General features: G+C 73.4%; 16 protein-coding genes and 1 tRNA gene. 11 read left to right on the top strand and 6 right to left on the bottom strand.

Annotated features, from left to right (window positions below; translation table 11 throughout):
• Nucleotides 1-64: 64 nt before the first annotated feature.
• The gene (locus HA073_RS21755) at nucleotides 65-466 is read right to left on the bottom strand and encodes a helix-turn-helix domain-containing protein (protein WP_043328596.1); all 402 of its coding nucleotides are present in this window, start codon (nucleotides 464-466) and stop codon (nucleotides 65-67) included.
• Between the two features lie 91 nt (nucleotides 467-557).
• Between HA073_RS21755 and ligD the strand changes: the two genes are divergently transcribed.
• The gene (gene ligD, locus HA073_RS21750; protein ID WP_166457174.1) at nucleotides 558-1,517 is read left to right on the top strand and encodes a non-homologous end-joining DNA ligase; all 960 of its coding nucleotides are present in this window, start codon (nucleotides 558-560) and stop codon (nucleotides 1,515-1,517) included.
• A gap of 95 nt (nucleotides 1,518-1,612) precedes the next feature.
• On the opposite strand, the gene HA073_RS21745 is transcribed toward ligD, so the two are convergent.
• The 5 genes from HA073_RS21745 to HA073_RS21725 all read right to left on the bottom strand — a co-directional run bounded on the left by HA073_RS21745 (nucleotide 1,613) and on the right by HA073_RS21725 (nucleotide 6,010).
• On the bottom strand, nucleotides 1,613-2,587 hold the full coding sequence (locus tag HA073_RS21745; protein WP_240925896.1) for a hypothetical protein: 975 nt from the start codon (nucleotides 2,585-2,587) through the stop codon (nucleotides 1,613-1,615).
• Between the two features lie 159 nt (nucleotides 2,588-2,746).
• Nucleotides 2,747-2,821, bottom strand: a tRNA-Arg gene (locus HA073_RS21740).
• Between the two features lie 75 nt (nucleotides 2,822-2,896).
• A complete protein-coding gene (locus HA073_RS21735) occupies nucleotides 2,897-3,592 on the bottom strand; it encodes a winged helix-turn-helix domain-containing protein (RefSeq protein WP_069087384.1) in 696 nt (231 codons plus the stop codon).
• 893 nt (nucleotides 3,593-4,485) lie between these two features.
• Complete coding sequence (locus HA073_RS21730) at nucleotides 4,486-5,160, bottom strand: DUF305 domain-containing protein (RefSeq protein ID WP_043328618.1); 675 nt, start codon at nucleotides 5,158-5,160, stop codon at nucleotides 4,486-4,488.
• Between the two features lie 13 nt (nucleotides 5,161-5,173).
• On the bottom strand, nucleotides 5,174-6,010 hold the full coding sequence (locus HA073_RS21725; RefSeq protein WP_043328620.1) for a DUF3105 domain-containing protein: 837 nt from the start codon (nucleotides 6,008-6,010) through the stop codon (nucleotides 5,174-5,176).
• Nucleotides 6,011-6,109: 99 nt separating this feature from the next.
• On the opposite strand from HA073_RS21725, the gene argS reads away from it, so the two are divergent.
• The 10 genes from argS (at nucleotide 6,110) to HA073_RS21675 (ending at nucleotide 24,308) form a co-directional block, all read left to right on the top strand.
• A complete protein-coding gene (gene argS, locus HA073_RS21720; RefSeq protein ID WP_064447846.1) occupies nucleotides 6,110-7,777 on the top strand; it encodes an arginine--tRNA ligase in 1,668 nt (555 codons plus the stop codon).
• Nucleotides 7,778-7,779: 2 nt separating this feature from the next.
• Nucleotides 7,780-9,165, top strand: coding sequence for a diaminopimelate decarboxylase (lysA, locus tag HA073_RS21715; protein ID WP_113974605.1), 1,386 nt, complete (start codon nucleotides 7,780-7,782; stop codon nucleotides 9,163-9,165).
• On the top strand, nucleotides 9,162-10,466 hold the full coding sequence (locus HA073_RS21710) for a homoserine dehydrogenase (RefSeq protein WP_043328623.1): 1,305 nt from the start codon (nucleotides 9,162-9,164) through the stop codon (nucleotides 10,464-10,466). Before lysA ends, HA073_RS21710 begins: the two co-directional genes overlap by 4 nt.
• Before the next feature lie 112 nt (nucleotides 10,467-10,578).
• Nucleotides 10,579-11,628, top strand: coding sequence for a threonine synthase (thrC, locus tag HA073_RS21705; protein ID WP_043328624.1), 1,050 nt, complete (start codon nucleotides 10,579-10,581; stop codon nucleotides 11,626-11,628).
• A 289-nt stretch (nucleotides 11,629-11,917) separates the two neighbouring features.
• Nucleotides 11,918-15,163 (top strand): efflux RND transporter permease subunit, encoded by a 3,246-nt coding sequence (locus HA073_RS21700; RefSeq protein WP_064447845.1) that lies wholly within the window; start codon nucleotides 11,918-11,920, stop codon nucleotides 15,161-15,163.
• Between the two features lie 115 nt (nucleotides 15,164-15,278).
• Nucleotides 15,279-16,097 (top strand): polysaccharide deacetylase family protein, encoded by an 819-nt coding sequence (locus tag HA073_RS21695; protein WP_043328627.1) that lies wholly within the window; start codon nucleotides 15,279-15,281, stop codon nucleotides 16,095-16,097.
• Nucleotides 16,098-16,106: 9 nt separating this feature from the next.
• Nucleotides 16,107-17,351, top strand: coding sequence for an MFS transporter (locus HA073_RS21690; RefSeq protein ID WP_166457173.1), 1,245 nt, complete (start codon nucleotides 16,107-16,109; stop codon nucleotides 17,349-17,351).
• A 64-nt stretch (nucleotides 17,352-17,415) separates the two neighbouring features.
• The gene (thrB, locus tag HA073_RS21685) at nucleotides 17,416-18,318 is read left to right on the top strand and encodes a homoserine kinase (protein WP_166457172.1); all 903 of its coding nucleotides are present in this window, start codon (nucleotides 17,416-17,418) and stop codon (nucleotides 18,316-18,318) included.
• Nucleotides 18,319-18,656: 338 nt separating this feature from the next.
• A complete protein-coding gene (gene rho, locus HA073_RS21680) occupies nucleotides 18,657-20,711 on the top strand; it encodes a transcription termination factor Rho (protein WP_113974608.1) in 2,055 nt (684 codons plus the stop codon).
• Nucleotides 20,712-20,855: 144 nt separating this feature from the next.
• Nucleotides 20,856-24,308, top strand: a complete 3,453-nt coding sequence (locus HA073_RS21675; RefSeq protein WP_166457171.1) for a phosphodiester glycosidase family protein — start codon at nucleotides 20,856-20,858, stop codon at nucleotides 24,306-24,308.
• The last annotated feature ends 96 nt before the right edge of the window (nucleotides 24,309-24,404 follow it).

Genomic DNA, 24,404 nt, shown 5'->3' with positions numbered 1-24,404 from the left:
AGGCGCTGACCGATCGGTCAGATAGAGCGCGTGGTGTTCGCCACATAAGGGCGATTTCAGTTGTTCAGGCCGGTGGGTGGCCGTGCCTACGGTCGTACTCGGCCCGGGCCGCGCTGATCGCCTCGCGGTGCCGTTCGGCCCAGCTGGTCAGCGCCACCAGCGAGTCGTACAGCTCGCGGGCCATCGGGGTGGCCGTGTACTCGACCTTCGGCGGCACGCAGGGGTGAACGTGCCGGTCCAGCAGCCCGTCCCGCTCCAGGTTGCGCAGCGTCAGCGTGAGCATCCGGCGGCTGATCCCCTCCACCCGGCGCTCCAGCTCGGTGAAGCGGACCGGGCCGGCCGAGGCGGCGATCAGGATGCCGATGGCCCACTTCCCGCCCACCCGGTCCAGCGCCTCCCGCACGGTGCAGGCGCTCGCCTGCTCCGCCGCGCCCGATCCGCACCGGTCCGCCTCTGCCTCGCCCACGCCCCGATCGTCGCAGGTGCCGGTCGGTGAGGCGCGCGCCGGGCACCGTGTCGGGGTTGCCGAGCCGGGCCCGGCCCGGGATGGTGGTCCGATGGGCGCCGCCGACGAGACCCGGGCCGGAGTGTCGCTGACCAACCTCGACCAGCCGCTGTTCGACGGCGCCGGGGCGACCAAACGCGACCTGGTCGACTACCTCGACGCGATGGCTGACCGGATCCTGCCGGAACTGCGGGACCGGCCGCTGTCGGTGCTGCGGGTGCGGCCCGGCCAGGAGCCGTTCATGCAGAAGAACCTGCCGAAGTACACGCCCGACTGGGTGCGCCGTACCGAGGTGTGGGCCGAGGCGTCGCGCCGGCGCATCTCGTACGCCCTCTGCGACGACCGGCAGACGCTGCTCTGGTTCGCCAACCAGCGGGCCGTCGAATACCACCCGACGCTCGGCCGGGCCGCGCAGCCCGAGCACCCGACCCACCTGGTGCTCGACCTCGACCCGCCGGAGGGCGACTCGTTCCCGGCCGCCGTGCGGGTCGCGCTGCTGGTCCGGCAGGCGCTCGCCGACGCCGGGCTGGCCGGCGCGGTGAAGACGAGCGGCGCGAAAGGGCTGCACGTGATCGTGCCGGTCGACCCGGCCACCACGGCGGAGGAGGCCGCCGCCGCGACCCGGGCGCTCGCCGTCCGTACCGAACGGCTCGACCCGGCGGCCGCGACCACCGCGTTCATCGTCGCCGACCGCCGCGGCCGCGTCTTCGTCGACTCCACCCGGGCGTACGGGGCGACTGTGGTGGCCGCCTACAGTCCCCGGATCCGGCCCGGCGCCCCCGTGTCGTACCCGGTGGGCTGGACCGACCTGGAGAGCGCGAGCCCAGCCGACTTCACCGTGCGGACCGTGCCCGCGCTACTGGGCGACCGGGATCCCTGGGCGGAGGCGCTGCCCGCGCCGCAGCGGCTGCCGGCGGACCTGGTCGAGCAGGGACGGACCATCCCGGTGGCCCGGGTGCAGGCGATGCACGAGGGCAAGCGGCGCGCCAAGGCCCGCCGCGAGGCCGGGTGAGCCCGGTCCGCGTCAGCGCCGCCCGGTCCTCGCCGCCGGCGGGTGCTTGCCCCAGGTGAACGCGATCAGCACCACGGCCAGGGCCCAGGTGACGATCATCGTCCAGATCGGGCGGGTCTCGGTGGCCGGGCGGCGGGCTCGCCCGCGTCCACCTCCCGCAGGATCCGCGCGGCGCGGGGCAGGTCGCCGCAGGCGGTTGCGCGGGCCGCGTTCGCCAGGGCCAGCCGGATGGCGCCGCCGGGGGAGGGGCTGTGCTCGTGCGCCCGCTGGGCCGCCGCCACCAGCTCGGCGGCGTCGGGGTGCCCGAACCGGGCCGCCAGCGACGCCAGCATGGTGAGCGTCCAGCTCCGCCCCGCGACGTCCAGCTCCTGGTTCAGCGCCCGCCCGAGGTACGTCAGGGACAGCGAGGGACGCTGGGTCGCGTAGTAGGCGCCGAGCCGCCCGAGCAGCATCGCCCGCTGGCGTGGCCCGTACCGGTCGGCGGCGACCTCCCGGTGCAGCATCCGCAGCGTCTCGTCCACCCGGCCCGCTAGGTAGAGGTTGTCGGCGACGTCGACCAGCCAGGCCAGGCGCGCCTCCGCCGCCCCGGGCGCGGGGGCGGCCAGCAGCAGATCAGCGGCCAGGCTGGGACCGACCGCCGGGTCGACCGCCAGCCGCGCGGCCAGCGCCGAGGCGGACCGGCTCACCGCCGGCAGGACCCGCAGCAGCTGCCGGGCCGCCTGGGCCGGGCGCCCGCCGTCGGCGAGCACCTCGGCCGCCGCCTCGCGCAGCGCCTGCCGCACCGAGGGCGGGGTGTCCCGCAGTACGTCGTCGCGCAACGCGATGGAAGACAGCCGCAGCCCGGCGGCGGTGTCGACGAGGAACCCGCGCACGATCAGCTCCTCCACCGTCGCGTCGATCCGCTCGTCCGACGTGGTGCCGGTGTGCGCGGCCACCGCTTCGAGGAACCACAGCCCGCAAGGGGCGTCCGCGACGGCGACGGCGCGCATCACCGATCGGTGCGCGGTGGTCAGCGAGGAGGGTACGCCCGTGTGCATCTTGGGGCGGTTGGTCAACGGAGTCTCGGGCAACTGGCTCACCTTCGCAGGTGCTGGGGTTCGACCCGTTCACCGCGAGGTTAGCCAGCCCGTGACCTGTACATTCCCGAATTCGGGGACACTGCCGCGCACGCCGGGGACACGACGAAGGCCCCTGACCGAGCTGGTCAAGGGCCTTGCGGTGATCTGATCTGGTGCCCCCGGCAGGATTCGAACCTGCGCTCCCGCCTCCGGAGGGCGGTGCTCTATCCCCTGAGCTACGGGGGCTCAGCGACCCGAGAAGAGTAGCAAACCCCCTCCCGGATCACCGAATCGGTACCCCGCGAGTCGATCTTCGTCGGATCAGGCGGCGGCGACGGCGCGACCACAGCTCGGCAGCGGATGCAGCACGACGCGCCGGGGCAGCCGACGGGGCCATTCGTTGCGCGGCCACGAGCCGTCCACGATCAGGTGCACCGTGCGCTCCTCGGCGCCGCTGAGCCGCAGCACGAAGTCCCGGGGCAGCGGCGGATCCACCGACGGCGTGGTGACCATGAACCGCACCCGTCCCCGCGACGAGACCGCCGAGACCACGTCGGCGGCGGGCATGGTGCCGCGCAGGCGTACCCGGCCGATCCAGTAGACCTCGGCGGCGTGCTCCTGGGCCGCCCGCGTGATCGTCGGGTACTCGCTGCGTACCCACCGCTCGACCGCGCTGACGCACAGGCCGCAGGCCCGCTCGCGCGGCTCGCGCGGCCCCAGACCCCAGGCCCGCAGGTACGCCCCGACGGTGCCGGCGTCCATCGTCAGCCCGAACCGGCGCTCGATGAGGGCGGTCAGGCTCTGCCGTGTCCAGAGTTCCTCGTCGAGGCCGAACTCGTCGGGGTGGACCCCCCGGAGCACGTCGATGAGTTCGAGTTCCTGTTCGCGGCTGAGCGTTCCCGGCTCGCCCTGCCGCAGTCCGCGACGGACGGCTGCCACCGCTCCGTCACCGCCGATGGTGTGGCGTCGGCACCAGCTGGTCACCGACCGCCCTGCGTCTCTGAGTGCAACCCCCACGTCTTGGGCAACGAGCCCGAATCGCAACTGGTCACGATATGTGGGTAGAAAACTCTCCAACCCCCACAATGACCCGTTAGCCCCAAAACGTTACAAACACCCAAACCGGGACATCTCACCCCCGGCCCCAACCTTCGACGTGGCCTCTCCGTCCAACCTCGACCGGCCCGCCTGCCCCGAACACATCACCCCGGGCCACGAGCCCACCCTTGATCGACTCCATCTCGCCGAAGTGGCTGCATCACACCCACCCTGATCTCGCCACCTCCCCGAACTGGTGTCGATCAAGAGCGGGGATGCCGCCACTTCCCCGAGCTGGTGCCGATCAAGCTCCGAACCGGAAGCGCGGGTACGCGAGGCGGGTGGGATGCCCCTGTCGGGCCGGCCCTCGGCCACCAGCCGACCCTCGGCACGGCCACCCCGTCCCACCCCGTCCTACCTCGACCGGCCAGCCTGCCCGAGCACATCACCCTGCTCTTGATCCACTCCACCTCGCCGAAGTGGTTGCATCCCACCCACCTTGACCCCGCCACCTCCCCGAACTGGTGTCGATCAAGGGCGGGGATAACGCCACCTCCCCGAACTGGAGTGGATCAAGAGCGGGGAGGCGGCCGCTTCCCCGAACTGGTGTCGATCAAGCTCCGAACCGGAAGCGCGGACGCGCGAGGGGCGGGCGAGGATGCCCTGTCGGGCCGACCCGGGCCGTCCTCACCCATCCTCCCGCGATCTTGCACTTGCGGCCCTCGCGTAACGGGGCGAATCCGGCATGGCCGGGGCAGTAACTGCAAGATCGCCGGGCGGGCGGGCGGGCGGGTGAGGGCGGGACGGGGGAGGCCCGGTGCCCCTGGGAAGGGGGACCGGGCCTCGGGGGTCTTGCGGGGTGGCGGGTGGTGTTACGGGGTGCCGCCCAGGCGCTTCAGCGCCGCGCTCAGGTTGGTCAGGTCGTTCTGCTGCGTGTTCTTCATGACCTGCGCGACCGCCAGCACGTCGTCGTCACGCCCCTGCTCGAGGATGCCGTCGATCATGTGCACGCCGCCGATGTGGTGGCGGATCATCATCTGCAGGAAGAGCACGTCGAACTCGCGGCCGCTCGCGGCGCGCAGCTTCGCCATCTCCTCCGGCGTGGCCATGCCCGGCATCAGGCCGTCCTTGATCAGCCCGCCGCCGTCCTTCATCCACGCCATCGGCGCCTGCCCGCCGGTCGGGTCCAGCTTCCAGGACCGCAGCCAGGTCTGCATGGTGCCGATCTCGCCCTGCTGGCCGGTGGCGATGTCCACGCCGACCTGGCGTACCTCAGGGTCCTGCCCCTGGTTGAACGCGAGCAGCCCCATGGCCACGGCCTGGTTGTGGTGGGCGGTCATGTCCCGGGCGAACCCGGCCTCCGCCGAGTTCTCACCCGGCCGGGTGAGCGTGGGGGTGAGCAGACCGCCGGCGTACCCGAGGAGCAGCCCGACCACGAGGGCGGCGACCACCGCCGGCAGGCCGTAACGGCGCATCGCGCCCCGGCCGCCCTGGTCGGCGGCCGGAGCCTCGTCCAGTTCGCTGTCGGTGGTCACCGGAGCGGTCATCGCGGCGTCGTCCTTACTGGGTGGGCTGCTGGGGCATGGTGTTCTGCAGGTTGTCGCGCGGAGCGGTGCCGGTGGCCGTGACGCCCTGGTCGCAGAGCGCGTTCGGGCCCTCGATGGAGGCGTTCACCCGCAGCGTCTTGATGAAGTCGTCGATGCGGCCGTCGTCGGCGTTGTCGACCTTGAGCTGGTAGCCCCAGGCCTGCAGCGAGATCGGCTTGTCCAGCCCCTCGAACGGGCTGAGCATCAGCTTCTCCTTGCCCTGCACCTTGCTCTTGAGCTTCTCCACCTGGTCGGCGGGCAGGTCCGGGCGGTAGGTGATCCAGACCGTGCCGTGCTCCAGGCTGTGCACCGCGTGCTCGTTGGCGATCGGGGCGTCGTAGACGTCACCCATGCAGTTCTGCCAGGCCTGGTTGTGCGGGCCGCCGACCGGCGGGAGGACGTCGTACTTGATCGCGCCGGGCTGGTGGTTGCCGCCCTTGACCAGGTCCTTGTCCTTCTCGCGGTAGTCGACGATGCCGTTGATCGCCTGGGCCCGCTTCTCCCACGGCTGGCCGCCCTGGTAGACCGCCCAGGCGCCGACGCCGATGATGCCCACGGCCAGCACGCCGACCGCGACGAACAGGGCGATCGGGCCCCACGAGCGACCCTGGCTCACCTTCACCGGGGCGATCGGCTTGCGGCCCTTGCCGCCGGCACCGGGCCGTGGCGTGCCCTTGCCGCCCCCGGCCTTGCCCGCGCCGGCCTTCGCGGCTGGCTTGTCGGCAGCCGCGGGCCGGCCGGCGGCCGGCTTCTTGCCGGTGCTGACCACGGTGGGACGGCGCTCCGGGCCGCCCGGGGTGCTGATGCTCATCGTGCCTCGTCAGGTCGGTCGGTCAGGGGGACCGCGGGGCCGGTTCACATGCTGGGTCGCCGCCGCGGTGCCCGAGTCTACCCCCGATAACATGGATCAGTGACTCCCGCAGAACTCGCCGAGGTCGTCCTCGCCGCAGCCCACGCCGTCTTCGACGAGCGCGGGCTGGACCGCGCCGCGCTGCCCGCGCAGACCACCGTCGAGCGACCCCGTAACCCGGATCACGGCGACTACGCCTCGACGCTGGCGCTCCAGCTCAGCAAGAAGGTGGGCGTACCCCCGCGGGAACTGGCGACCGCGCTGGCCGACGAGCTGGCCAAGGCGCCGGGGGTCAAGTCGGTGGAGATCGCCGGGCCGGGCTTCCTGAACGTCCGCCTCGACGCGGCCGCCGCCGGTCAGCTCGCCAAGCTCATCGTCGAGGCCGGCCCGGCGTACGGGAGCAGCGACACCCTCGCCGGGCAGCGGATCAACCTGGAGTTCGTCTCGGCGAACCCGACCGGCCCGGTGCACATCGGCGGGGTCCGCTGGGCGGCCGTCGGTGACGCGCTCAGCCGACTGCTGCGCGCCACCGGCGCCGAGGTCGGCACGGAGTACTACTTCAACGACGCCGGCTCCCAGATCGACCGGTTCGCCCGCTCGCTGCTGGCCGCCGCGCAGGGCCAGCCCGCGCCGGAGGACGGCTACGGCGGCGCGTACATCGCGGAGATCGCCGCCGAGGTGGTCCGCCGCCGGCCGGACGTGCTCGACCTCACCCCGGACGCCGCCGAGGAGGTCTTCCGGACCGAGGGCGTCCAGCTCATGTTCGCCGAGATCAAGTCCTCGCTGCGCGACTTCGGTGTGGAGTTCGACACCTACTTCAACGAGAAGGACCTGCACGACCAGGGCGCGCTGGACGCGGCGCTGGCCCGGCTGCGGGAGCAGGGGCACGTCTTCGAGTCCGAGGGCGCGACCTGGCTGCGCACCACCGAGTTCGGCGACGACAAGGACCGGGTGCTGCGCAAGTCCAACGGCGAGTGGACGTACTTCGCCGCCGACTGCGCCTACTACCTGAACAAGCGGGAGCGCGGCTTCGACCGGGTCGTGATCATGCTGGGCGCCGACCACCACGGCTACATCGGCCGGATGAAGGCGATGTCGGCCTGCTTCGGCGACGACCCGGCGCGCAACCTGGAGATCCTCATCGGCCAGCTGGTCAACCTGGTCCGCGACGGCGCCCCGGTGCGGATGAGCAAGCGGGCCGGCACCGTGGTCACGCTGGAGGACCTGGTCGACGCGATCGGCGTGGACGCGGCCCGGTACGCGCTGGCCCGCTACTCGGCCGACTCGCCCATCGACATCGACGTGGAGCTGTGGACCCGGGCCAAGAACGACAACCCGGTCTACTACGTCCAGTACGTCGCGGCGCGTACCGCCGGGGTGGCCCGCAACGCGGCCGAGATCGGGCTGACCCGGGGTGACGCCGCCGCGTTCCAGCCCGAGCTGCTCGGCCACGACAAGGAGAACGAGCTGCTCAAGGCGCTCGCCGAGTTCCCCGCGGTGGTGGCCACCGCCGCCGAGCTGCGCGAGCCGCACCGGGTGGCGCGCTACCTGGAGGAGAGCGTCGCGCAGGCGTACCACCGGTTCTACGACAACTGCCGGATCGCCCCGCAGGGCGACGAGAAGATCACCGACACCCACCGGGCGCGGCTCTGGCTCAACGACGCGACCCGGGTGGTCATCGCCAACGGCCTGCGCCTGCTCGGGGTGTCCGCGCCGGAGCGGATGTAGTCATGCGGGCGCATGAGGCAGGAGCGCTGCACGGCGAGATCGGCAGCCGGGGGCCGGCCTGGCTGCGTACCCCGGTCGACGTCAACGCCCTGGTGCCGCAGCTGTGGCCGCGCAACGTGGTGCGCGGCCCGGCCGGCGCGCTGACCGTCGCGGGCCTGGACGTCCGCGACCTGGCCGCCGAGTACGGCACCCCGGCGTACGTGCTGGACGAGGACGACCTGCGCGAGCGCTGCCGCGAGTTCCGCGCGGCTTTCCCGGACACGGACGTCTACTACGCCGGCAAGGCCTTCCTGTGCCGCGCGGTGGTCCGGATGATCGCCGAGGAGGGCCTGTTCCTCGACGTCTGCACCGGCGGTGAGCTCGCCACCGCGCTGTCGGCCGGGATGCCGGCGGAGCGGATCGGCTTCCACGGCAACAACAAGTCGGTCGCCGAGCTGACCCGGGCGGTCGACGCCGGGGTGGGGCGGATCATCGTCGACTCGTTCACCGAGATCGACCGGCTCTCCGAGCTGGCCCGCGAGCGCGGGGTACGCCCGAAGGTGCTGGTCCGGGTCACCGTCGGCGTGGAGGCACACACCCACGAGTTCATCGCCACCGCGCACGAGGACCAGAAGTTCGGCTTCTCGCTCGCCGGCGGCGCCGCCGCCGCGGCCGCGTTCAAGATCCTCGACGAGGACGTGCTGGAGCTGCGCGGCCTGCACTCGCACATCGGCTCGCAGATCTTCGACGCCAGCGGCTTCGAGGTGTCCGCCCGCCGGGTGCTCGCGCTCCAGTCGCAGATCCGCGACGCCCGCGGCGTGGAGCTGCCCGAGCTGGACCTGGGCGGCGGCTTCGGCATCGCGTACACCACCCAGGACGACCCGGCGTCGCCGCACGACCTGGCGAAGCGCCTGCGCAAGATCGTCGACGGGGAGTGCGCGGCGGAGAACCTCGCTGTGCCGCACCTGTCGGTCGAGCCGGGCCGCGCGATCGTCGGCCCGGCCGTGTTCACGCTCTACCAGGCCGGGACCGTGAAGGACGTGGACGGCCTGCGCACCTACGTGAGCGTGGACGGGGGGATGAGCGACAACATCCGTACCGCGCTCTACGACGCCTCGTACTCGGCCACGATGGCGAACCGCACGTCGACGGCGCAGCCGATGCTCGCCCGCGTGGTGGGAAAGCATTGTGAGTCCGGGGACATCGTGGTGAAGGATGAATTTCTGCCCGCCGACGTGCAGCCCGGAGATCTTGTTGCGGTGCCCGGCACCGGGGCGTACTGCCGGAGCATGGCCAGCAACTACAACCATGTCCCGCGGCCCCCGGTCGTCGCCGTCCGTGACGGTCGGGCGCGGCTGATCGTCCGCCGGGAGACCGAAGACGACCTGCTGGCATTGGATGTGGGATGACCTCACCGGTTCGCTTGGCGCTGCTCGGCTGTGGCACGGTCGGTAGCGACGTGGTCCGACTGCTGCACGAGCAGTCGGCCGACCTCGCCGCCCGGATCGGCGCCCCGCTGGAGATCGCCGGGATCGCCGTACGCCGGCTTGGCCGTGACCGCGGCGACCTGCCGGTCGACCCGGCGCTGTTCACCACCGACGCGCTCGGGCTGATCAAACGCGACGACGTGGACGTGGTGGTCGAGGTGGTCGGCGGCATCGAGCCGGCCCGCGGTTGGCTCGTCGAGGCGCTGCGCGCGGGCAAGAGCGTGGTCACCGCCAACAAGGCGCTGCTCGCCGAGGACGGCGCGACGCTGCACGACGCCGCCGCCGAGGGCGGCGCCGACCTCTACTACGAGGCGAGCGTCGCCGGGGCGATCCCGCTGCTGCGCCCGCTGCGCGAGTCGCTGCACGGCGACCGGATCACCCGGGTCACCGGCATCGTGAACGGCACCACCAACTTCATCCTCTCCGCCATGGACGCCACCGGCGCCGGCTTCGCCGAGGCGCTGGAGGAGGCCACCGAGTTGGGGTACGCCGAGGCGGACCCGACGGCCGACGTGGAGGGCTTCGACGCCGCCGCCAAGGCCGCCATCCTCGCCTCGCTGGCGTTCCACACCCGGGTGACCGCCGCCGACGTGCACCGCGAGGGCATCACCGAGGTGACCGCCGCCGACGTGGCCAGCGCCAAGGCCATGGGCTGCACGATCAAGCTGCTCTGTATCGCCGCCCGGGGCGTCGACCCGGAGGGCCGGGAGACGGTGAACGTCCGGGTGCACCCGGCGATGATCCCGCTGACCCACCCGCTCGCGAGCGTCGGCGACGCGTTCAACGCGGTGTTCGTCGAGGCCGACGCGGCCGGGCAGCTCATGTTCTACGGCCGGGGCGCCGGTGGCGCGCCCACCGCCAGCGCGGTGCTCGGCGACGTGGTGGCGGTGGCCCGCAACCGTCTCGCCGGGGTACGCGCGGCGAGCGAGTCGGCGTACGCCGACCTGTCGGTGCGGCCGATGGGCGAGGCGCTCACCCGCTACCACATCAGCCTCGACGTGGCCGACCGCCCGGGTGTGCTGGCCGGGGTGGCGGGGGTCTTCGCCCGGCACGAGGTGTCCATCGCCACGGTGCGGCAGGGCCCGGCCGGCGGCGACGCGGAACTGGTTATCGTCACCCACGTCGCGCCCGACGCCGCGCTCGCGGCCACCGTCCGTGAGCTGCGCGGACTGGACATCGTCCGCTCGGTGACGAGCGTGCTGCGGGTGGAGGGCGGCGCGTAACCGGCGCGTCCCGCCTGATGGTTAAGGCAGGGTGTGCCGGTGGCCGGCCGGGCAGGCTGGTCCACGCTGTTGGCAGGCCCCGGAGCGGGGCGACAGAGGCGAGGAGCGCGACATGTGGCGGGGACTGATCGAGGCGTACCGGGACCGGCTGCCGGTCACCGACGCGACTCCCGTCGTCACCCTGCACGAGGGCAACACGCCGCTGCTGCCGGCACCGGTGCTCTCCGCCCGGGTCGGCGCGGACGTCTGGCTCAAGGTCGAAGGGGCCAACCCGACCGGCTCGTTCAAGGACCGGGGCATGACGGTCGCCGTCTCCAAGGCCGTCGAGGCCGGTGACAAGGCGATCATCTGCGCGTCCACCGGCAACACCAGCGCCTCCGCCGCCGCGTACGCGGCCCGCGCCGGGATCACCTGCGCGGTGCTGGTGCCGCAGGGCAAGATCGCGCTGGGCAAGCTGGCCCAGGCGCTCGTGCACGGCGCGAAGCTGCTCCAGGTGCAGGGCAACTTCGACGACTGCCTCGGGCTGGCCGGCAAGCTCGCCCAGGACTACCCGGTCGCGCTGGTCAACTCCGTCAACATCGACCGGCTGCACGGCCAGAAGACCGCCGCCTTCGAGATCGTCGAGGCGCTCGGCGACGCGCCCGACATCCACTGCCTGCCGGTCGGCAACGCCGGCAACATCACCGCGTACTGGATGGGCTACTCCGAGGACCTGCGCGACGGCAACGCCACGAAGGCCCCCCGGATGTACGGCTTCCAGGCCGCCGGCGCGGCCCCCATCGTCACCGGCCAGGTGGTGCCGGAGCCGTCCACGATCGCCACCGCCATCCGGATCGGCAACCCGGCGAGCTGGACCAAGGCCCTCGACGCGCGGGACGCCTCCGGCGGCCTGATCTCCGCCGTCACCGACCGGGAGATCCTGTCGGCGTACCGGCTGCTGGCCCGCGAGGTGGGCGTCTTCGTGGAGCTGGGCAGCGCGGCCAGCGTCGCCGGTCTGCTCCAGCAGGCCGCCGCCGGCAAGGTGCCGGCCGGGTCGCGGGTGGTCTGCACGGTCACCGGGCACGGTCTGAAGGACCCGGAGTGGGCCATCTCGACCGCGCCCGCGCCGGTGACGATCGCCAACGACGCGCTGGCCGCCGCGCGCTCCCTCGACCTGGTCTGATCCCTCCGTCTCCCGCGTCGTTCCCGGACCGGCCGGCGCCCTCCGCGCTCGACCCATGCCAGTTCGGGGAGGTGGCGGTATCCCCGCCCTTGATCGACTCCAGATCGGGGAAGTGGCGGGATCGGGGTGGGTGGGACGCAACCACCTCGGCGAAGTGGAGTCGATCAAGGCGGGTGCGGGCGACCCTCAAGCACGGCGATGTCATCGGCTGGGGCGGATGCCGGGAGTGTCGGGCCGTGCGGCAGACTCAGGGCCCCGCAAACCCCCTCTTCAGGAGTGAGTAACGCCGATGTCGCTGCTCGCCAGATTCAGTCTCGCCAACCGGGGCCTGATCGCCCTCGTCGCGTTGGTGACGACGGCGTTCGGGCTGTTCGCCGTGCCGTCGCTGAAGCAGCAGCTCCTGCCGTCGCTGGAGTTTCCCGCCGCGTTCATCGTGGCGACGTACCCGGGTGCCGCGCCGGAGATCGTCGAAGCCCAGGTCGCCGAGCCGATCGAGAACAGCCTCAAGGGCATCCCGGGCCTGGACACGGTCACCTCGACCTCGCGCGAGGGCTCGGCCACGGTCCAGGTGCAGTACGAGTTCGGCACCGACCTGGACGACGTGGTCAACAAGATGGAGACCGCGCTCAACCGGATCGATGCCCAGTTGCCCGAGGGCGTCGACCCGCAGGTGATCGCCGGCAGCACCGACGACCTGCCCGCCGTGGTGGTCGCCGCGACCGGTGACGGCGACGAGCGGGCGCTGGCCGAGAAGCTGCGTACCGCCGTCGTGCCGGAGCTGGAGGCGCTGGACGGGGTCCGGTCGGTGGACGTCACCGGCGCCCGGGACCAGATCGTGACGATCACGCCGGACCCGGCGAAGCTCGCCGCCGCCCGGGTGGCGCCGACCGCCATCGCGTCGGCGCTCAAGAGCAACGGTGTGGCGGTGCCGGCGGGCGCGCTCGCCGACGGCGACCGGTCGCTGCCGGTGCAGGTGGGCACGCCGATCCGGACGCTCGACGACCTGCGCGGCATCGTGCTCACCACGGCGCCCGCCGCCCCGGTACGCCTCGGCGACGTCGCAGCGGTGGAGCAGCAGCTCGCCCCGGCGACCTCGTTGACCCGTACCAACGGCAAGCCCAGCCTGGGCATCGCGGTGACGGCCGCTCCGGACGGCAACGCGGTGGAGATCTCGCACGAGATCCGGGACCGGCTGGACGAGTTGGGTGACGCCGCAGGCGCCGAGCTGACAGTGGTCTTCGACCAGGCCCCGTTCGTCGAGAAGTCCATCGAGAGCCTGACCACCGAGGGCCTGCTGGGCCTGGTCATGGCGGTCGTGGTGATCCTGGTGTTCCTGCTGTCGGTGCGTTCCACGGTGGTCACCGCGGTGTCCATCCCGCTGTCGGTGCTGGTCGCGCTGATCGTGCTCTGGTCCGGCGACTACTCGCTCAACCTGCTCACCCTGGGCGCGCTGACCATCGCGGTGGGCCGGGTGGTGGACGACTCCATCGTGGTGCTGGAGAACATCAAACGGCACCTGGAGTACGGCGAGCCGAAGCGGGACGCGATTCTCACCGCGGTCCGCGAGGTGGCCGGCGCGGTGACCGCGTCCACGCTCACCACTGTCGCCGTGTTCGCGCCGATCGCCCTGGTGGGCGGCTTCGTCGGGCAGCTCTTCGCCCCGTTCGCGATCACCGTGACGGTGGCGCTGCTCGCCTCGCTGCTGGTGTCGCTCACTGTCATCCCGGTGCTGGCGTACTGGTTCCTGCGGCCGCGCGGCGGCGCCGACGACGCCGCGGCCCGGCGGGAGGCCGAGGAGAAGGAGCTGCGCAACCCGCTGCAGCGGGCGTACCTGCCGGTGATCGACTTCGCCACCCGCTCCCGGAAGACCCGGTGGGCGACCGTCGGCCTGGGCCTGCTGGTGCTCCTGGGCACGTTCGGGCTGGCACAGAAGCTGGAGACGAACTTCCTGGACGACTCGGGCCAGGACACGCTCGCCATCCGGCAGGAGATGCCGGCCGGCACCTCGCTCGCCGGCACCGACCGGGCCGCCGCGCGGATCGAGGAGGTGCTGCGGCGTACCCCCGGGGTGGAGACCTACCAGGTCAGCGCCGGTGGTGGCGACAACCCGTTCGCCGGCGGCGGCAGCGACCGGGCCACCTGGTCGCTGTCGCTCTCCGACGACACCGACGCCGCGACGGTACGCCAGGGCCTGCGCAAGGAGTTCGACGCGCTCGGCCCGGAGGTGGGCGAGCTGACGTTCGGCGGCGGGCAGAACGCCTCGGCCAACCAGGTCGAGGTGGTGGTGCAGGCCGCCGACCAGGAGACGCTGACCCGTGCGGCCGAGGCGGTACGTGCCGCGATGGCCGACACGCCGGGCGTGGAGGACGTCACCAGCAGCCTGGCCACGCGGGTGCCCCGCGTCGAGGTGACTGTGGACCGGGTCGCCGCGGCCCGCGCCGGGCTCACCGAGGCGGCCGTCGGGCAGCTCGTCGCGCAGGTGTACCGGGGTGCGCCGCTGGGCCAGGTCACGCTCGACGGCACGGCCCAGACCGTGGTCCTGAGCAGCGGCGCCCGGCCGCCGCTGACCGTGGCGGAGCTGCGGGCGCTGCCGGTCGGCGCGGTGCCGCTGGACGCGATCGCGGACGTCAACCAGGTCGAGGGCCCGCAGCAGGTGACCCGGATCGACGGCGAGCGCAGCGTCTCGGTCACCGGCACGGCGACCGGCTCAAACCTCGGCGCCACCACGCAGGAGCTGCAGAAGCGGCTGGACGCGCTGGACGTGCCGGGCGCCACGTACGAGATCGGCGGCGTCAGCGCCGACCAGGCGGACGCGTTCGCGGACCTCGGGCTCGCGGTGCTGGCCGCCATCGCGATCGTCTTCCTGATCATGGTGGCCACGTTCCGCAGCCTCACCCAGGCGCTGATCCTGCTGATCTCGGTGCCGTTCGCGGCGACCGGGGCGATCGGGCTGCTGCTGGTCACCGGGACGCCGCTGGGCGTGCCGGCGCTGATCGGCGTGCTCATGCTCGTCGGCATCGTGGTGACGAACGCGATCGTGCTGCTGGATCTGATCAACCAGTACCGGGCGCAGGGCATGGACGTGACCGAGGCCGTGGTGGAGGGCGGCCGGCGCCGGCTGCGGCCGATCCTGATGACAGCCGTCGCGACGATCTTCGCGTTGCTGCCGATGGCGCTCGGCCTGACCGGTGAGGGCGGCTTCATCTCCAAGCCGCTGGCGATCGTGGTGATCGGCGGCCTGCTCAGCTCGACGTTGTTGACGCTGGTGCTGGTGCCGACGCTCTACACGATGGTGGAGCACACCAAGGGCTCGTTCCGGGCCCGGCGCCGGGGCGCGGCGGCGCCGGTCGAGCCGGAGCCGGCGGCCGATCCGGTGCCGGTGCCGGTCGGCGGCGGCGAGGAGCGCGTCGAGGAGCGGGCTCAGGTCGCGCCGCCACCGGCCCGCCCGTCGGGCGCGCTGATCGACGGTACGGACCAGTTCGAGGTGCTCCGCCTGCCCAAGAGCCGCCGTTCCCCGCTTCCCCCCACCGAGTGACGGGTCGGGAGGGGCCCGCGCGGCCCCTCCCGACACCTCGACGCACGGGACACACCAGAAGCGCATCCGGCGGTACGCTCGGTGAGCTGATGCCTACTTTCGGTGCGGGGGCGCGATGGGGGTCGCGGGCCGGTGGAATCGACGTACCGTGCTGCGCCGGTCCGCGCTGCTGTTGGGCGGCGCCGCGCTCGGCTCCGCCGCCACCGTGGAGAGCACCTGGGTGGCCGACCGCCGCCTCCCGCTGGCGGGCGGCCCGGCCAGCGCCACGCTCGGCAACCGCCACCAGGACGTCGGTCGCGGCGGGGTCCAGGTCGTCTGGGGCGTACGCACCGACGAACCCCTGGTGGCGCTCACCTTCGACGACGGCCCCCGCCCACAGTGGACCCCGATGGTGCTGGACACGCTGGCCGAACACCGGGTGCCGGCCACCTTCTTCCTGGTCGGTGAGCGGGCGCGCCGGCACGCCCCGCTGGTCCGGGACCGGATGGACGGCCACGAGGTCGGCAACCACAGCTGGGCGCACCGCGACCTGGCCCGGATGGACGCCGCGACGGTCTACGACGACCTGCGCCGCAGCCACGACGCGATCACCGCGGCCACCGGATCGTCCCCGCGACTGCTCCGCCCGCCCTGGGGACATCTGGGCGGCGCGGTGCTGTACGCCTCGGCCCGGCTGGACTACCGGCTGGTGCTGTGGACGCTGCAGATGGTCGAGAGCGAGTTCCCGCACGACCCGGCCGGGCACGCCCGGCGGATCGTGGCCGACGTGCGCCCCGGCACGATCGTGCTCGGGCACGACGTGGGCGACGACCGGCGGCTGGTCGCGCTCCGCGGCCTGCCCGACATGATCGACGGGTTGCGGGCCCGGGGATACACCTTCGTCACGGTCTCCGACCTGCTGCGCCGAGCTGCCGGTGGGGGAGCGGCCCGATAGGGTGCCCGCGTGTCGCCCACCCTCTCCGTCCTCGTCCGCAACCGCGACTTCCGCCATCTGTTCATCGCCGAGCTGGTCGTGTTCGGCGCGGACTGGTTCGTCATGGTGCCGCTGCTGGTGCTGCTGCCGGAGCTGACCGGCAGCGGGGTGTGGGGCGCGCTGGTGCTGGCCGTGGACACCGGCACCACCGCGTTGCTGCTGCCGTACGCCGGGACCGTGGCCGACCGGTTCGACCGCCGCAAGGTGATGATGGCGGCGAACATCGCGGCCCTGGCCGGTGTCCTGCTGCTGCTCGGTGTGCGCGGCGCCGGCACGGCCTGGCTGGCGCTGGCGGCGATCGCGCTGGTGGCGGTGGCGAAGGCGTTCTACTCGCCGGCCGCCCAGGCCGCGCTGCCCAACGTGGTCGACCCGGCGGACCTGGCGGCGGCGAACGCGGTCGCCGGCTCGGCCTGGGGCACCATGACAGTGGTCGGCGCTTCACTGGGCGGCATCCTGAGCGCCGCGTACGGCCCGTACGCCAGCTTCTGGGTGGCCGCCGCGGGCCTGCTCGCCGCGTTCGGCCTGGCCGCGCTGATCCGCCGGCCCCTGCAGGCGCCGCGCGACCCGGCGGCGGCCGTGCCGCGCACGTGGGCGGCGATCCGGGAGGCGCTGCGCTACATCGCCCAGCGCCCGCGCGTGCTCGCGCTGGTCACCGTGAAGTCGGCAGTCGGCCTGGGCAACGGCGTGCTGACCGTCTTCCCGCTGCTCGCCGGCGTGTACGGCGTTGGCCCGGTCGGCGCGGGCCTGCTCTTCGCGGCCCGGGGCGCCGGGGCCCTGGTCGGTCCGATCCTGATGCGCCGGGTGCTCAGCAACCGGGCCTGGCTGCTGACCGGTCTGGCGCTGTCCATGTCGCTGTACGGCCTGGCCTATCTGGGCGCGTCGGTGGTGTCCTGGTTCCCGCTGGTGCTGGTCCTGGTCTTCCTGGCCCACCTGGGCGGCGGCAGCAACTGGGTGCTGTCCAACTACGCGTTGCAGGGCGAGGTGCCGGACCGGCTGCGCGGCCGGGTCTTCGCCACCGACATGATGCTGGCCACGCTCGCCATCGCGGTGAGCCAGCTGGTCGTGGCGCTCGTGGTGGACCGGGTGGACGAGCGCACCGTGCTGGTCGGTTGCGGCCTGGTCACCGTCGTCTACGCGCTCGGCTGGCGGTTCGCCACCCGGCGGCTCTCGCTCACCGACCCGGTCGACGCGCCGACCCCGGAGCGCACCGGCTGACACGCCGGTCCCACGCTCCGGGCGGTCCGGCCGGGCTGTCGGGGTGACGTCCTAGCATGAGCCGGTGCCGACGACCTTCCTCCCCGGCCCGGTCCGGGTCCGGGTGCCCGCGACCAGCGCCAACCTGGGCCCCGGCTTCGACGCGCTCGGCCTGGCGCTGGGCCGCCACGACGACGTCACGGCCGAGGTGACCGGCGGCGGCGTGCGGGTGGCGGTCACCGGCGAGGGTGCCGGTGAGCTGCCGGCGGACGAGCGGCACCTGATCGTGACCGCCATGCGGGCCACCTTCGACGTGCTCGGCGCGCAGCCGGCCGGCCTGGCGCTGGAGTGCGAGAACCGCATTCCCCAGGCGCGTGGGCTCGGCTCGTCCTCGGCCGCGATCGTGGCCGGGGTGCTGGCGGCCCGCGCGCTGGTTGCAGGCGGCGAGCAGCGGATGGACGACGACGCCGCGCTGCGGTTGGCCGCCGAGTTGGAGGGGCATCCGGACAATGTCGCGCCCTGCCTGCTCGGGGGCTTCACGATCGCCTGGACGGAGCCGGGCGGCGCGCGGGCGGTGTCGCTGCCGGTGGCGCCGGCCGTGCGCCCGACCGTCTTCGTACCCGCCGAGCGGGGCCTGACCTCGGTGGCCCGGGCCGCCCTGCCGGCCACCGTGCCGCACGCCGACGCGGCGCTCAACGCGGGCCGGGCGGCCCTGCTGGTGCACGCGCTGACCACCGATCCGGCGCTGCTGCTGCCGGCCACCGTCGACCGGCTGCACCAGGAGCAGCGGGCGCCCGGGATGCCCGCCACCGCGGCGCTCGTCGGCGCGCTGCGTGCGGCTGGTGTGGCGGCTGTGGTCAGTGGGGCGGGGCCGACGGTGCTGGCGCTTTCCCAGGTCCCGGTGGGATTTGAGCCGGGAACAGATTGGCGCCGGTGGGAGTTGCCGATAGATGTCAGCGGTGCCCGGGTCATCCGGGGTAGACTTTGACACGCCGAGCGGGGCCCTGTTGCCGCAGGTCGGAAGAGTTGATTACGCTCTAGACCTAGCACAGCCGCGAAGCATGCGATCTTCCTGCGGTTCGGCGCACCCCCGAAGCTCTCGGCGGTCAGCCCGTCACCCCTGCCCAAGGCCCACGCCGCACCGCAGTTTCCACAGGTCGCCGCAGGCGGCGAGACCTGCTCACCGATGGTGGTGAGTCGGGAAACCACCGGCTGCTGTGTCACAGACTCCCGCGACGCGTCCATGCGAGGCGGGTGCACCGAGGCCGCCCGGCCACCTGGCTCCACGACTCCGGGCAGCTCCGGCCTATCGAGGGAAGGAATCCATTGAGCGACACCACCGACGTGACGTCGGATGTTTCCAACGTCGCTGGCGATGCCACCACCGCCGCCCCCACGCGCCGCCGCCGGAGCGGCACCGGCCTGTCGGCCATGCTGCTGCCGGAGCTCCAGAGCCTGGCCGCGTCGCTCGGCATCTCTGGTACGGCCCGCATGCGCAAGGGCGAGCTGATCAGTGCCATCACCGAGCGGCAGCAGGGCGGCGCCGCCGCCGGAACCCCTCGACCGCGCGCCGAGGTAGCGGCCGCGGCTGCTGCTCCCGCCCGTGAGGAGGTGCACGCGGAGGTCCGTGAGGAGCGGGCCGAGGCGCGCCCCGCCGAGCAGGCGCCCGCCGCCGAGGCGACCGAGGGCCGTACCCGTGGTCGCCGCAGCCGGACTGCGGCCGCGACCACCGAGGCCCGCCCGGCCGAGACGCCGGCGACCGAGGCGCGGCCGGCCGAGACGCCGCGCGCCGAGGAGGCGCCCGCCGAGACCGGCGAGCGGACCGACCGTGCCGAGCGCGGTGAGCGCAACGAGGGCCGGGGCCGTGAGCGCGGCGGCGAGCGTGCCGAGCGTGGCGGCGACCGGGCCGAGCGTGGCGACCGGGCCGAGCGCGGCGACCGCAACGACCGGGGCGACCGCAACGACCGGGGTGACCGGGCCGAGCGGGGCGACCGTAACGAGCGTGCCGACCGGGGCGAGCGCGCCGAGCGCAACGACCGGGGCGACCGGAACGACCGGGGCGACCGCAACGACCGGGGCGACCGCAACGACCGTGGTCAGCGCGCCGAGCGGGACAACGACGGCGACGACGACGGCGAGGGCGGCGGCCGGCGGGGCCGGCGCAGCCGGTTCCGGGACCGTCGTCGCGGCCGCGGCGAGCGCGGCGAGGGCGACAGCGGTGGCGGCCGCGAGCCGCAGGTCGGCGAGGACGACGTGCTCGTCCCGGTCGCCGGCATCATCGACGTGCTCGACAACTACGCCTTCGTCCGGACCACCGGCTACCTGGCCGGCCCGAACGACGTGTACGTCTCGATGTCCCAGATCAAGAAGTACGGCCTGCGCCGCGGTGACGCGATCACCGGCGCCGTGCGGGCCGCGCGGGACGGCGAGCAGCGGCGCGACAAGTACAACCCGCTGGTCCGGCTGGACACCATCAACGGGATGGAGCCGGACGAGGCGAAGCGCCGGCCGGAGTTCTACAAGCTCACCCCGCTCTACCCGCAGGAGCGCCTGCGGCTGGAGACCGAGCCGCACATCCTCACCACCCGGGTGATCGACCTGGTCATGCCGATCGGCAAGGGCCAGCGGGCGCTCATCGTGTCGCCGCCGAAGGCCGGCAAGACGATGGTGCTGCAGGCGATCGCGAACGCGATCACCCGCAACAACCCGGAGTGCCACCTGATGGTGGTGCTGGTCGACGAGCGGCCCGAAGAGGTCACCGACATGCAGCGCTCGGTGAAGGGCGAGGTCATCGCGGCCACGTTCGACCGTCCGCCGCAGGACCACACCACGGTGGCGGAGCTGGCGATCGAGCGGGCCAAGCGCCTGGTCGAGCTGGGGCACGACGTGGTCGTGCTGCTCGACTCGGTGACCCGGCTCGGCCGGTCGTACAACCTGGCGGCGCCGGCCAGCGGCCGGATCATGTCGGGTGGTATCGACTCCACCGCGCTCTACCCGCCCAAGCGCTTCCTCGGCGCGGCGCGCAACATCGAGAACGGCGGCTCGCTGACCATTCTCGCCACCGCGCTGGTGGAGACCGGGTCCATGGCGGACACGGTCATCTTCGAGGAGTTCAAGGGCACGGGTAACGCCGAGCTGAAGCTGGACCGGAAGATCGCCGACAAGCGTGTCTTCCCGGCGATCGACATCAACCCCTCCGGCACCCGCAAGGAGGAGGTCCTGCTCGCGCCGGAGGAGCTGGCGATCATCCACAAGCTCCGCAAGGTGCTGCACTCGCTGGACTCGCAGGCGGCGCTCGACCTCCTGCTGGACCGGCTCAAGCAGTCCCGCACCAACATCGAGTTCCTGATGCAGATCGCGAAGTCCACCCCGGGCGAGTGAGCTGACGGATCCGACGAACGAGGGGCACGGCCGTACGCGGCCGTGCCCCTCGTCGCGTACCGGGTACCGCCGATGGTGAAGTTTTCCTACGGTTCAGTCGCTAGGTATTGAAACTTCTGTTCATCGTCGGGTTGACTGTCGTCCATGCGAACCCGCAGTCGACCCGCCCGCCTCGCCGGCGTCCTGCTGCTGACGCCGTTGCTGACCATCACCGCGCCGACGCCGTCCGCCGCGACGGCCGCCGGGCCGTCGCCCGTCGCGCCGCCGGCCGCCACCGCCGCCGAGGACGCGCCACGCGCCTCGTCCCGCCCCGACCCCGCCGTCGCGCTCGCCGGTGTGGAGCCGGCCGGCGGCCTGGAGACCGCCAAGAGCACCCGGCCGGTCGCGCCCGGCCTGAGCCTGACCTCCTTCGACAGGTACGACGCGGCCGGCTGGCTGCGCGCCGACGCGCTCACCGCCGACCTGGGCGGCGGGCTGACGGTGGACTACGTGAACTCCGGCGAGGTGACCAGGGACGAGCCGCTGCGCGCCGCGGTGGACCGGTCCCGCGCGGTCGCGGCGGTCAACGGAGACTTCTTCGACATCAACAACTCCGGCGCCGCCCAGGGCGTCGGCATCCGCTCCGGCGAACTGGTGCAGTCGCCGATCGCCGGGCACCCCAACGCGGTGGGCATCAGCGCGCAGGGCATCGGCCGGGTGGTCGAGGTCGGCTTCGAGGGCGCCGCGACGCTGCCCGCCGGCCCGGTGCCGCTCACCCAGTTCAACAACATGGTGCAGCGCGACGGCGTGGGCGTGTTCACGCCGCTCTGGGGCTCGTACACCCGCAAGCGGGCCGTGGAGGGCGCGGCCCGGACCGTCGAGGTGACGCTGACCGGCGGCCGGGTGGCGAGCGTGGCCACCACGGCGGGCGAGGGGCCGATCCCGGCCGGCAGCACCGTGCTGCTGGGCCGCGAGGCCGGTGCCGACGCGCTCGCCGCGCTGCGGCCCGGCGACGCGGTGGACGTGACCTGGCGGCCGCGGGCCTCCGACGGCGGTGACCTGCGCGCCGCCGTGGGCGGCGGCAACGTGCTGGTCCGCGACGGCGTGGTGCAGACCATCGCCGACGCGTCGCTGGCCCCGCGCACCGCTGTCGGTTTCTCCGCCGACGGACGCAAGATGATCATGATGACTGTGGACGGCCGGCAGGTGGACAGCCGGGGCGTCACGCAGACCGAGATGGGCCGCATGATGGCCGAGCTGGGCGCCGCGAACGCGCTCAACCTCGACGGCGGCGGCTCCTCCACGCTGCTCGCCCGGGAGCCGGGCGCGGCCACGGTCCAGGTGGAGAACAGCCCGTCCGACGGCAGCGAGCGGCCGGTACCGAACGGGCTCGCCGTCTACGCCCCGAAGGGCAGCGGCCGGCTCACCGGCTACTGGCTGGAGACCGCCAGCGACCCGACCGCCGCGCCGGGCGTCGCACCGGTGCGCGGCGGCCGGCCGGACCGGGTCTTCCCCGGCCTCACCCGCCGGCTCACCGCCGCCGGATACGACGAGACGTACGGCCCAGCCGCCGGCGAGCCGCGCTGGCACGCCACCCACGGACGGGTCGACGGCGACGGCGTGTTCCGGGCCGCCGTCCCCGGCCGCAGCACCGTCACCGCCGCCCGCGGCCGGGCCCGCGGCACCATCGAGCTGACGGTGCTCGGCCCGCTGCAGCGGATCGACGGCACCGTCGACCGGGTCGGCCTGGACCGCGCCGGTGACAGCGGCCTGTTCGGCGTGGTCGGCTACGACGCCGAGGGCAACACCGCGCCGATCGAGCCGGCCGACCTGAAGCTGGAGTACGACAGGGACCTGCTCTCCGTCACCCCCACCGCCGACGGCAACCTGTCCGTCAAAGCGCTCGCCGCGACCGGCTCGGCGCTGGTCACCGCACGGGTCGGCAACCACAGCACGGTCCTGCCGGTGACCGTCGGGCTCACCGACGTGCCGGTGGCCGGGTTCGACGACGCGGCGTCCTGGAAGTTCAGCCAGGCCCGCGCCTCCGGGTCGGTCGCACCGGCCGAGGGGCACACCGGGAGCGGGCTGCGGATGTCGTACGACTTCAGCCAGTCCACCGGCACCCGGGCCGCGTACGCCGACCCGCCCGCGTGGATCGACGTACCGGGCCAGCCGCAGGCGTTCGGCATGTGGATCAAGGCCAACGGCACCGGCGAGTGGCCCAGCCTGCACCTGCACGACGCGCAGGACACCCAGTTCGTGCTGCGCGGCCCGTACCTGGACTGGACCGGTTGGAAGTACGTCGAGTTCGCCGTACCGCCGGGCGTGCAGTACCCGGTGCGGGTGCGCCGGTTCTACGTGGCCGAGACCGACCCGGCCAAGCAGTACCGCAGCGAGGTCGTGATCGACGACCTGGTGGCCCGGGTACCGCCGGACGTGCAGGCGCCGCCGGAGCCGAACCGCACCGACCGGGTGGTGCTGCGCGACGGCACAGTGGACGGAGCGCCCTGGCGCTTCGCGGTGCTCTCCGACGCCCAGTTCGTCGCCGCGAACCCGGACAGCGACCTGGTCGCCCAGGCCCGCCGTACGCTGCGCGAGGTCCGCGCCGCCCGGCCGGACTTCCTGATCATCAACGGCGACTTCGTGGACACCGCCTACCCGGCGGACTTCGCGCTGGCCAAGCGCATCCTGGACGAGGAGCTGGGCGGCGAGGTGCCGTATCACTACGTGCCCGGCAACCACGAGATCATGGGCGCGCCGATCGACAACTTCCGCAGCGTCTTCGGGGACACCTCGCGCGTCTTCGATCACCGGGGCACCCGGTTCCTCACGCTCAGCACGGCCACCGGCTCGCTGCGCGGCGGCGGGTTCGACCAGGTGGAGCTGCTGCGCCGGACGCTCGACCAGGCCGCCGGCGACCGCTCGGTGGGCTCGGTGGCGGTGCTGTTCCACCACCCGCCGCGCGACCCGAGCCCGGCCAAGGCCAGCCAGCTCGGCGACCGGAAGGAGGCGGCGCTGGTCGAGCAGTGGCTGGCCGACTTCCAGCACCGCACCGGCAAGGGCGCGCTGATGGTCAACGGGCACGTCGGCACGTTCCACGCCGACCGGGTGGACGGCGTGCCGTACGTGATCAACGGCAACTCGGGCAAGGACCCGTCGACCCCGGCCGCGCTCGGCGGGTTCACCGGCTGGACCGAGTTCGGGGTGGACCCGGTGACGCCGGGGGAGGCCGAGCGGGCCCGCCGCGACCCGCTGGCCGAGGGCCCGACGTGGGTGAGCGCGGAGATGCACGCCCACGTCGACCGGCTCGCGCTGACCGCGCCCGCGCAGGTGCGCCAGGGTTCGCCGGTGGACGTCACGGCCACGCTCACCCAGCCCAGCGGCCGGCAGGTGCCGGTGGCGGCGCCGGTCAGCGCCGACTGGTCCGGTTCGCCGAACCTGCACATCGGCGGCGCGACGGGCGTACGGCCGTGGCACGTGGCCCGGTTCGACCCGGCCACCGGCCGGCTGACCGCGCTGCGCCCGGGGGCGCAGGTGCTGCTGGCGGTGACCGTCAACGGCGTGAAGGCCGAGACGACTGTCACCACGGCCGCAGCGGTCCGCGCCCCCGCCGCCTGACCCGGAGGCCGGGGCTCCTCATCCTGGGGGAGGAGCCCCGCCCCCGGCCCCCGCCCCCCGCCTCGCTCCGCCGCTCGCTCCGTTGATCATGAAGTT

The sequence above is a fragment of the Micromonospora sp. CMU55-4 genome (genome assembly GCF_011602315.1).
Classification (GTDB): domain Bacteria; phylum Actinomycetota; class Actinomycetes; order Mycobacteriales; family Micromonosporaceae; genus Micromonospora; species Micromonospora chalcea.
Note: the sequence above shows the minus strand (reverse complement) of the source record. Positions and strands in the feature narration are given on the sequence as shown.

Coding starts and splice junctions, on each gene's coding strand:
- ligD (WP_166457174.1), top strand. CDS start 558: ATGGGCGCCGCCGACGAGACCCGGGCCGGAGTGTCGCTGACCAACCTC.
- HA073_RS21730 (WP_043328618.1), bottom strand. CDS start 5,160: ATGACCGCTCCGGTGACCACCGACAGCGAACTGGACGAGGCTCCGGCC.
- HA073_RS21725 (WP_043328620.1), bottom strand. CDS start 6,010: ATGAGCATCAGCACCCCGGGCGGCCCGGAGCGCCGTCCCACCGTGGTC.
- lysA (WP_113974605.1), top strand. CDS start 7,780: ATGCGGGCGCATGAGGCAGGAGCGCTGCACGGCGAGATCGGCAGCCGG.
- HA073_RS21710 (WP_043328623.1), top strand. CDS start 9,162: ATGACCTCACCGGTTCGCTTGGCGCTGCTCGGCTGTGGCACGGTCGGT.
- thrC (WP_043328624.1), top strand. CDS start 10,579: ATGTGGCGGGGACTGATCGAGGCGTACCGGGACCGGCTGCCGGTCACC.
- HA073_RS21700 (WP_064447845.1), top strand. CDS start 11,918: ATGTCGCTGCTCGCCAGATTCAGTCTCGCCAACCGGGGCCTGATCGCC.
- HA073_RS21695 (WP_043328627.1), top strand. CDS start 15,279: ATGGGGGTCGCGGGCCGGTGGAATCGACGTACCGTGCTGCGCCGGTCC.
- HA073_RS21675 (WP_166457171.1), top strand. CDS start 20,856: ATGCGAACCCGCAGTCGACCCGCCCGCCTCGCCGGCGTCCTGCTGCTG.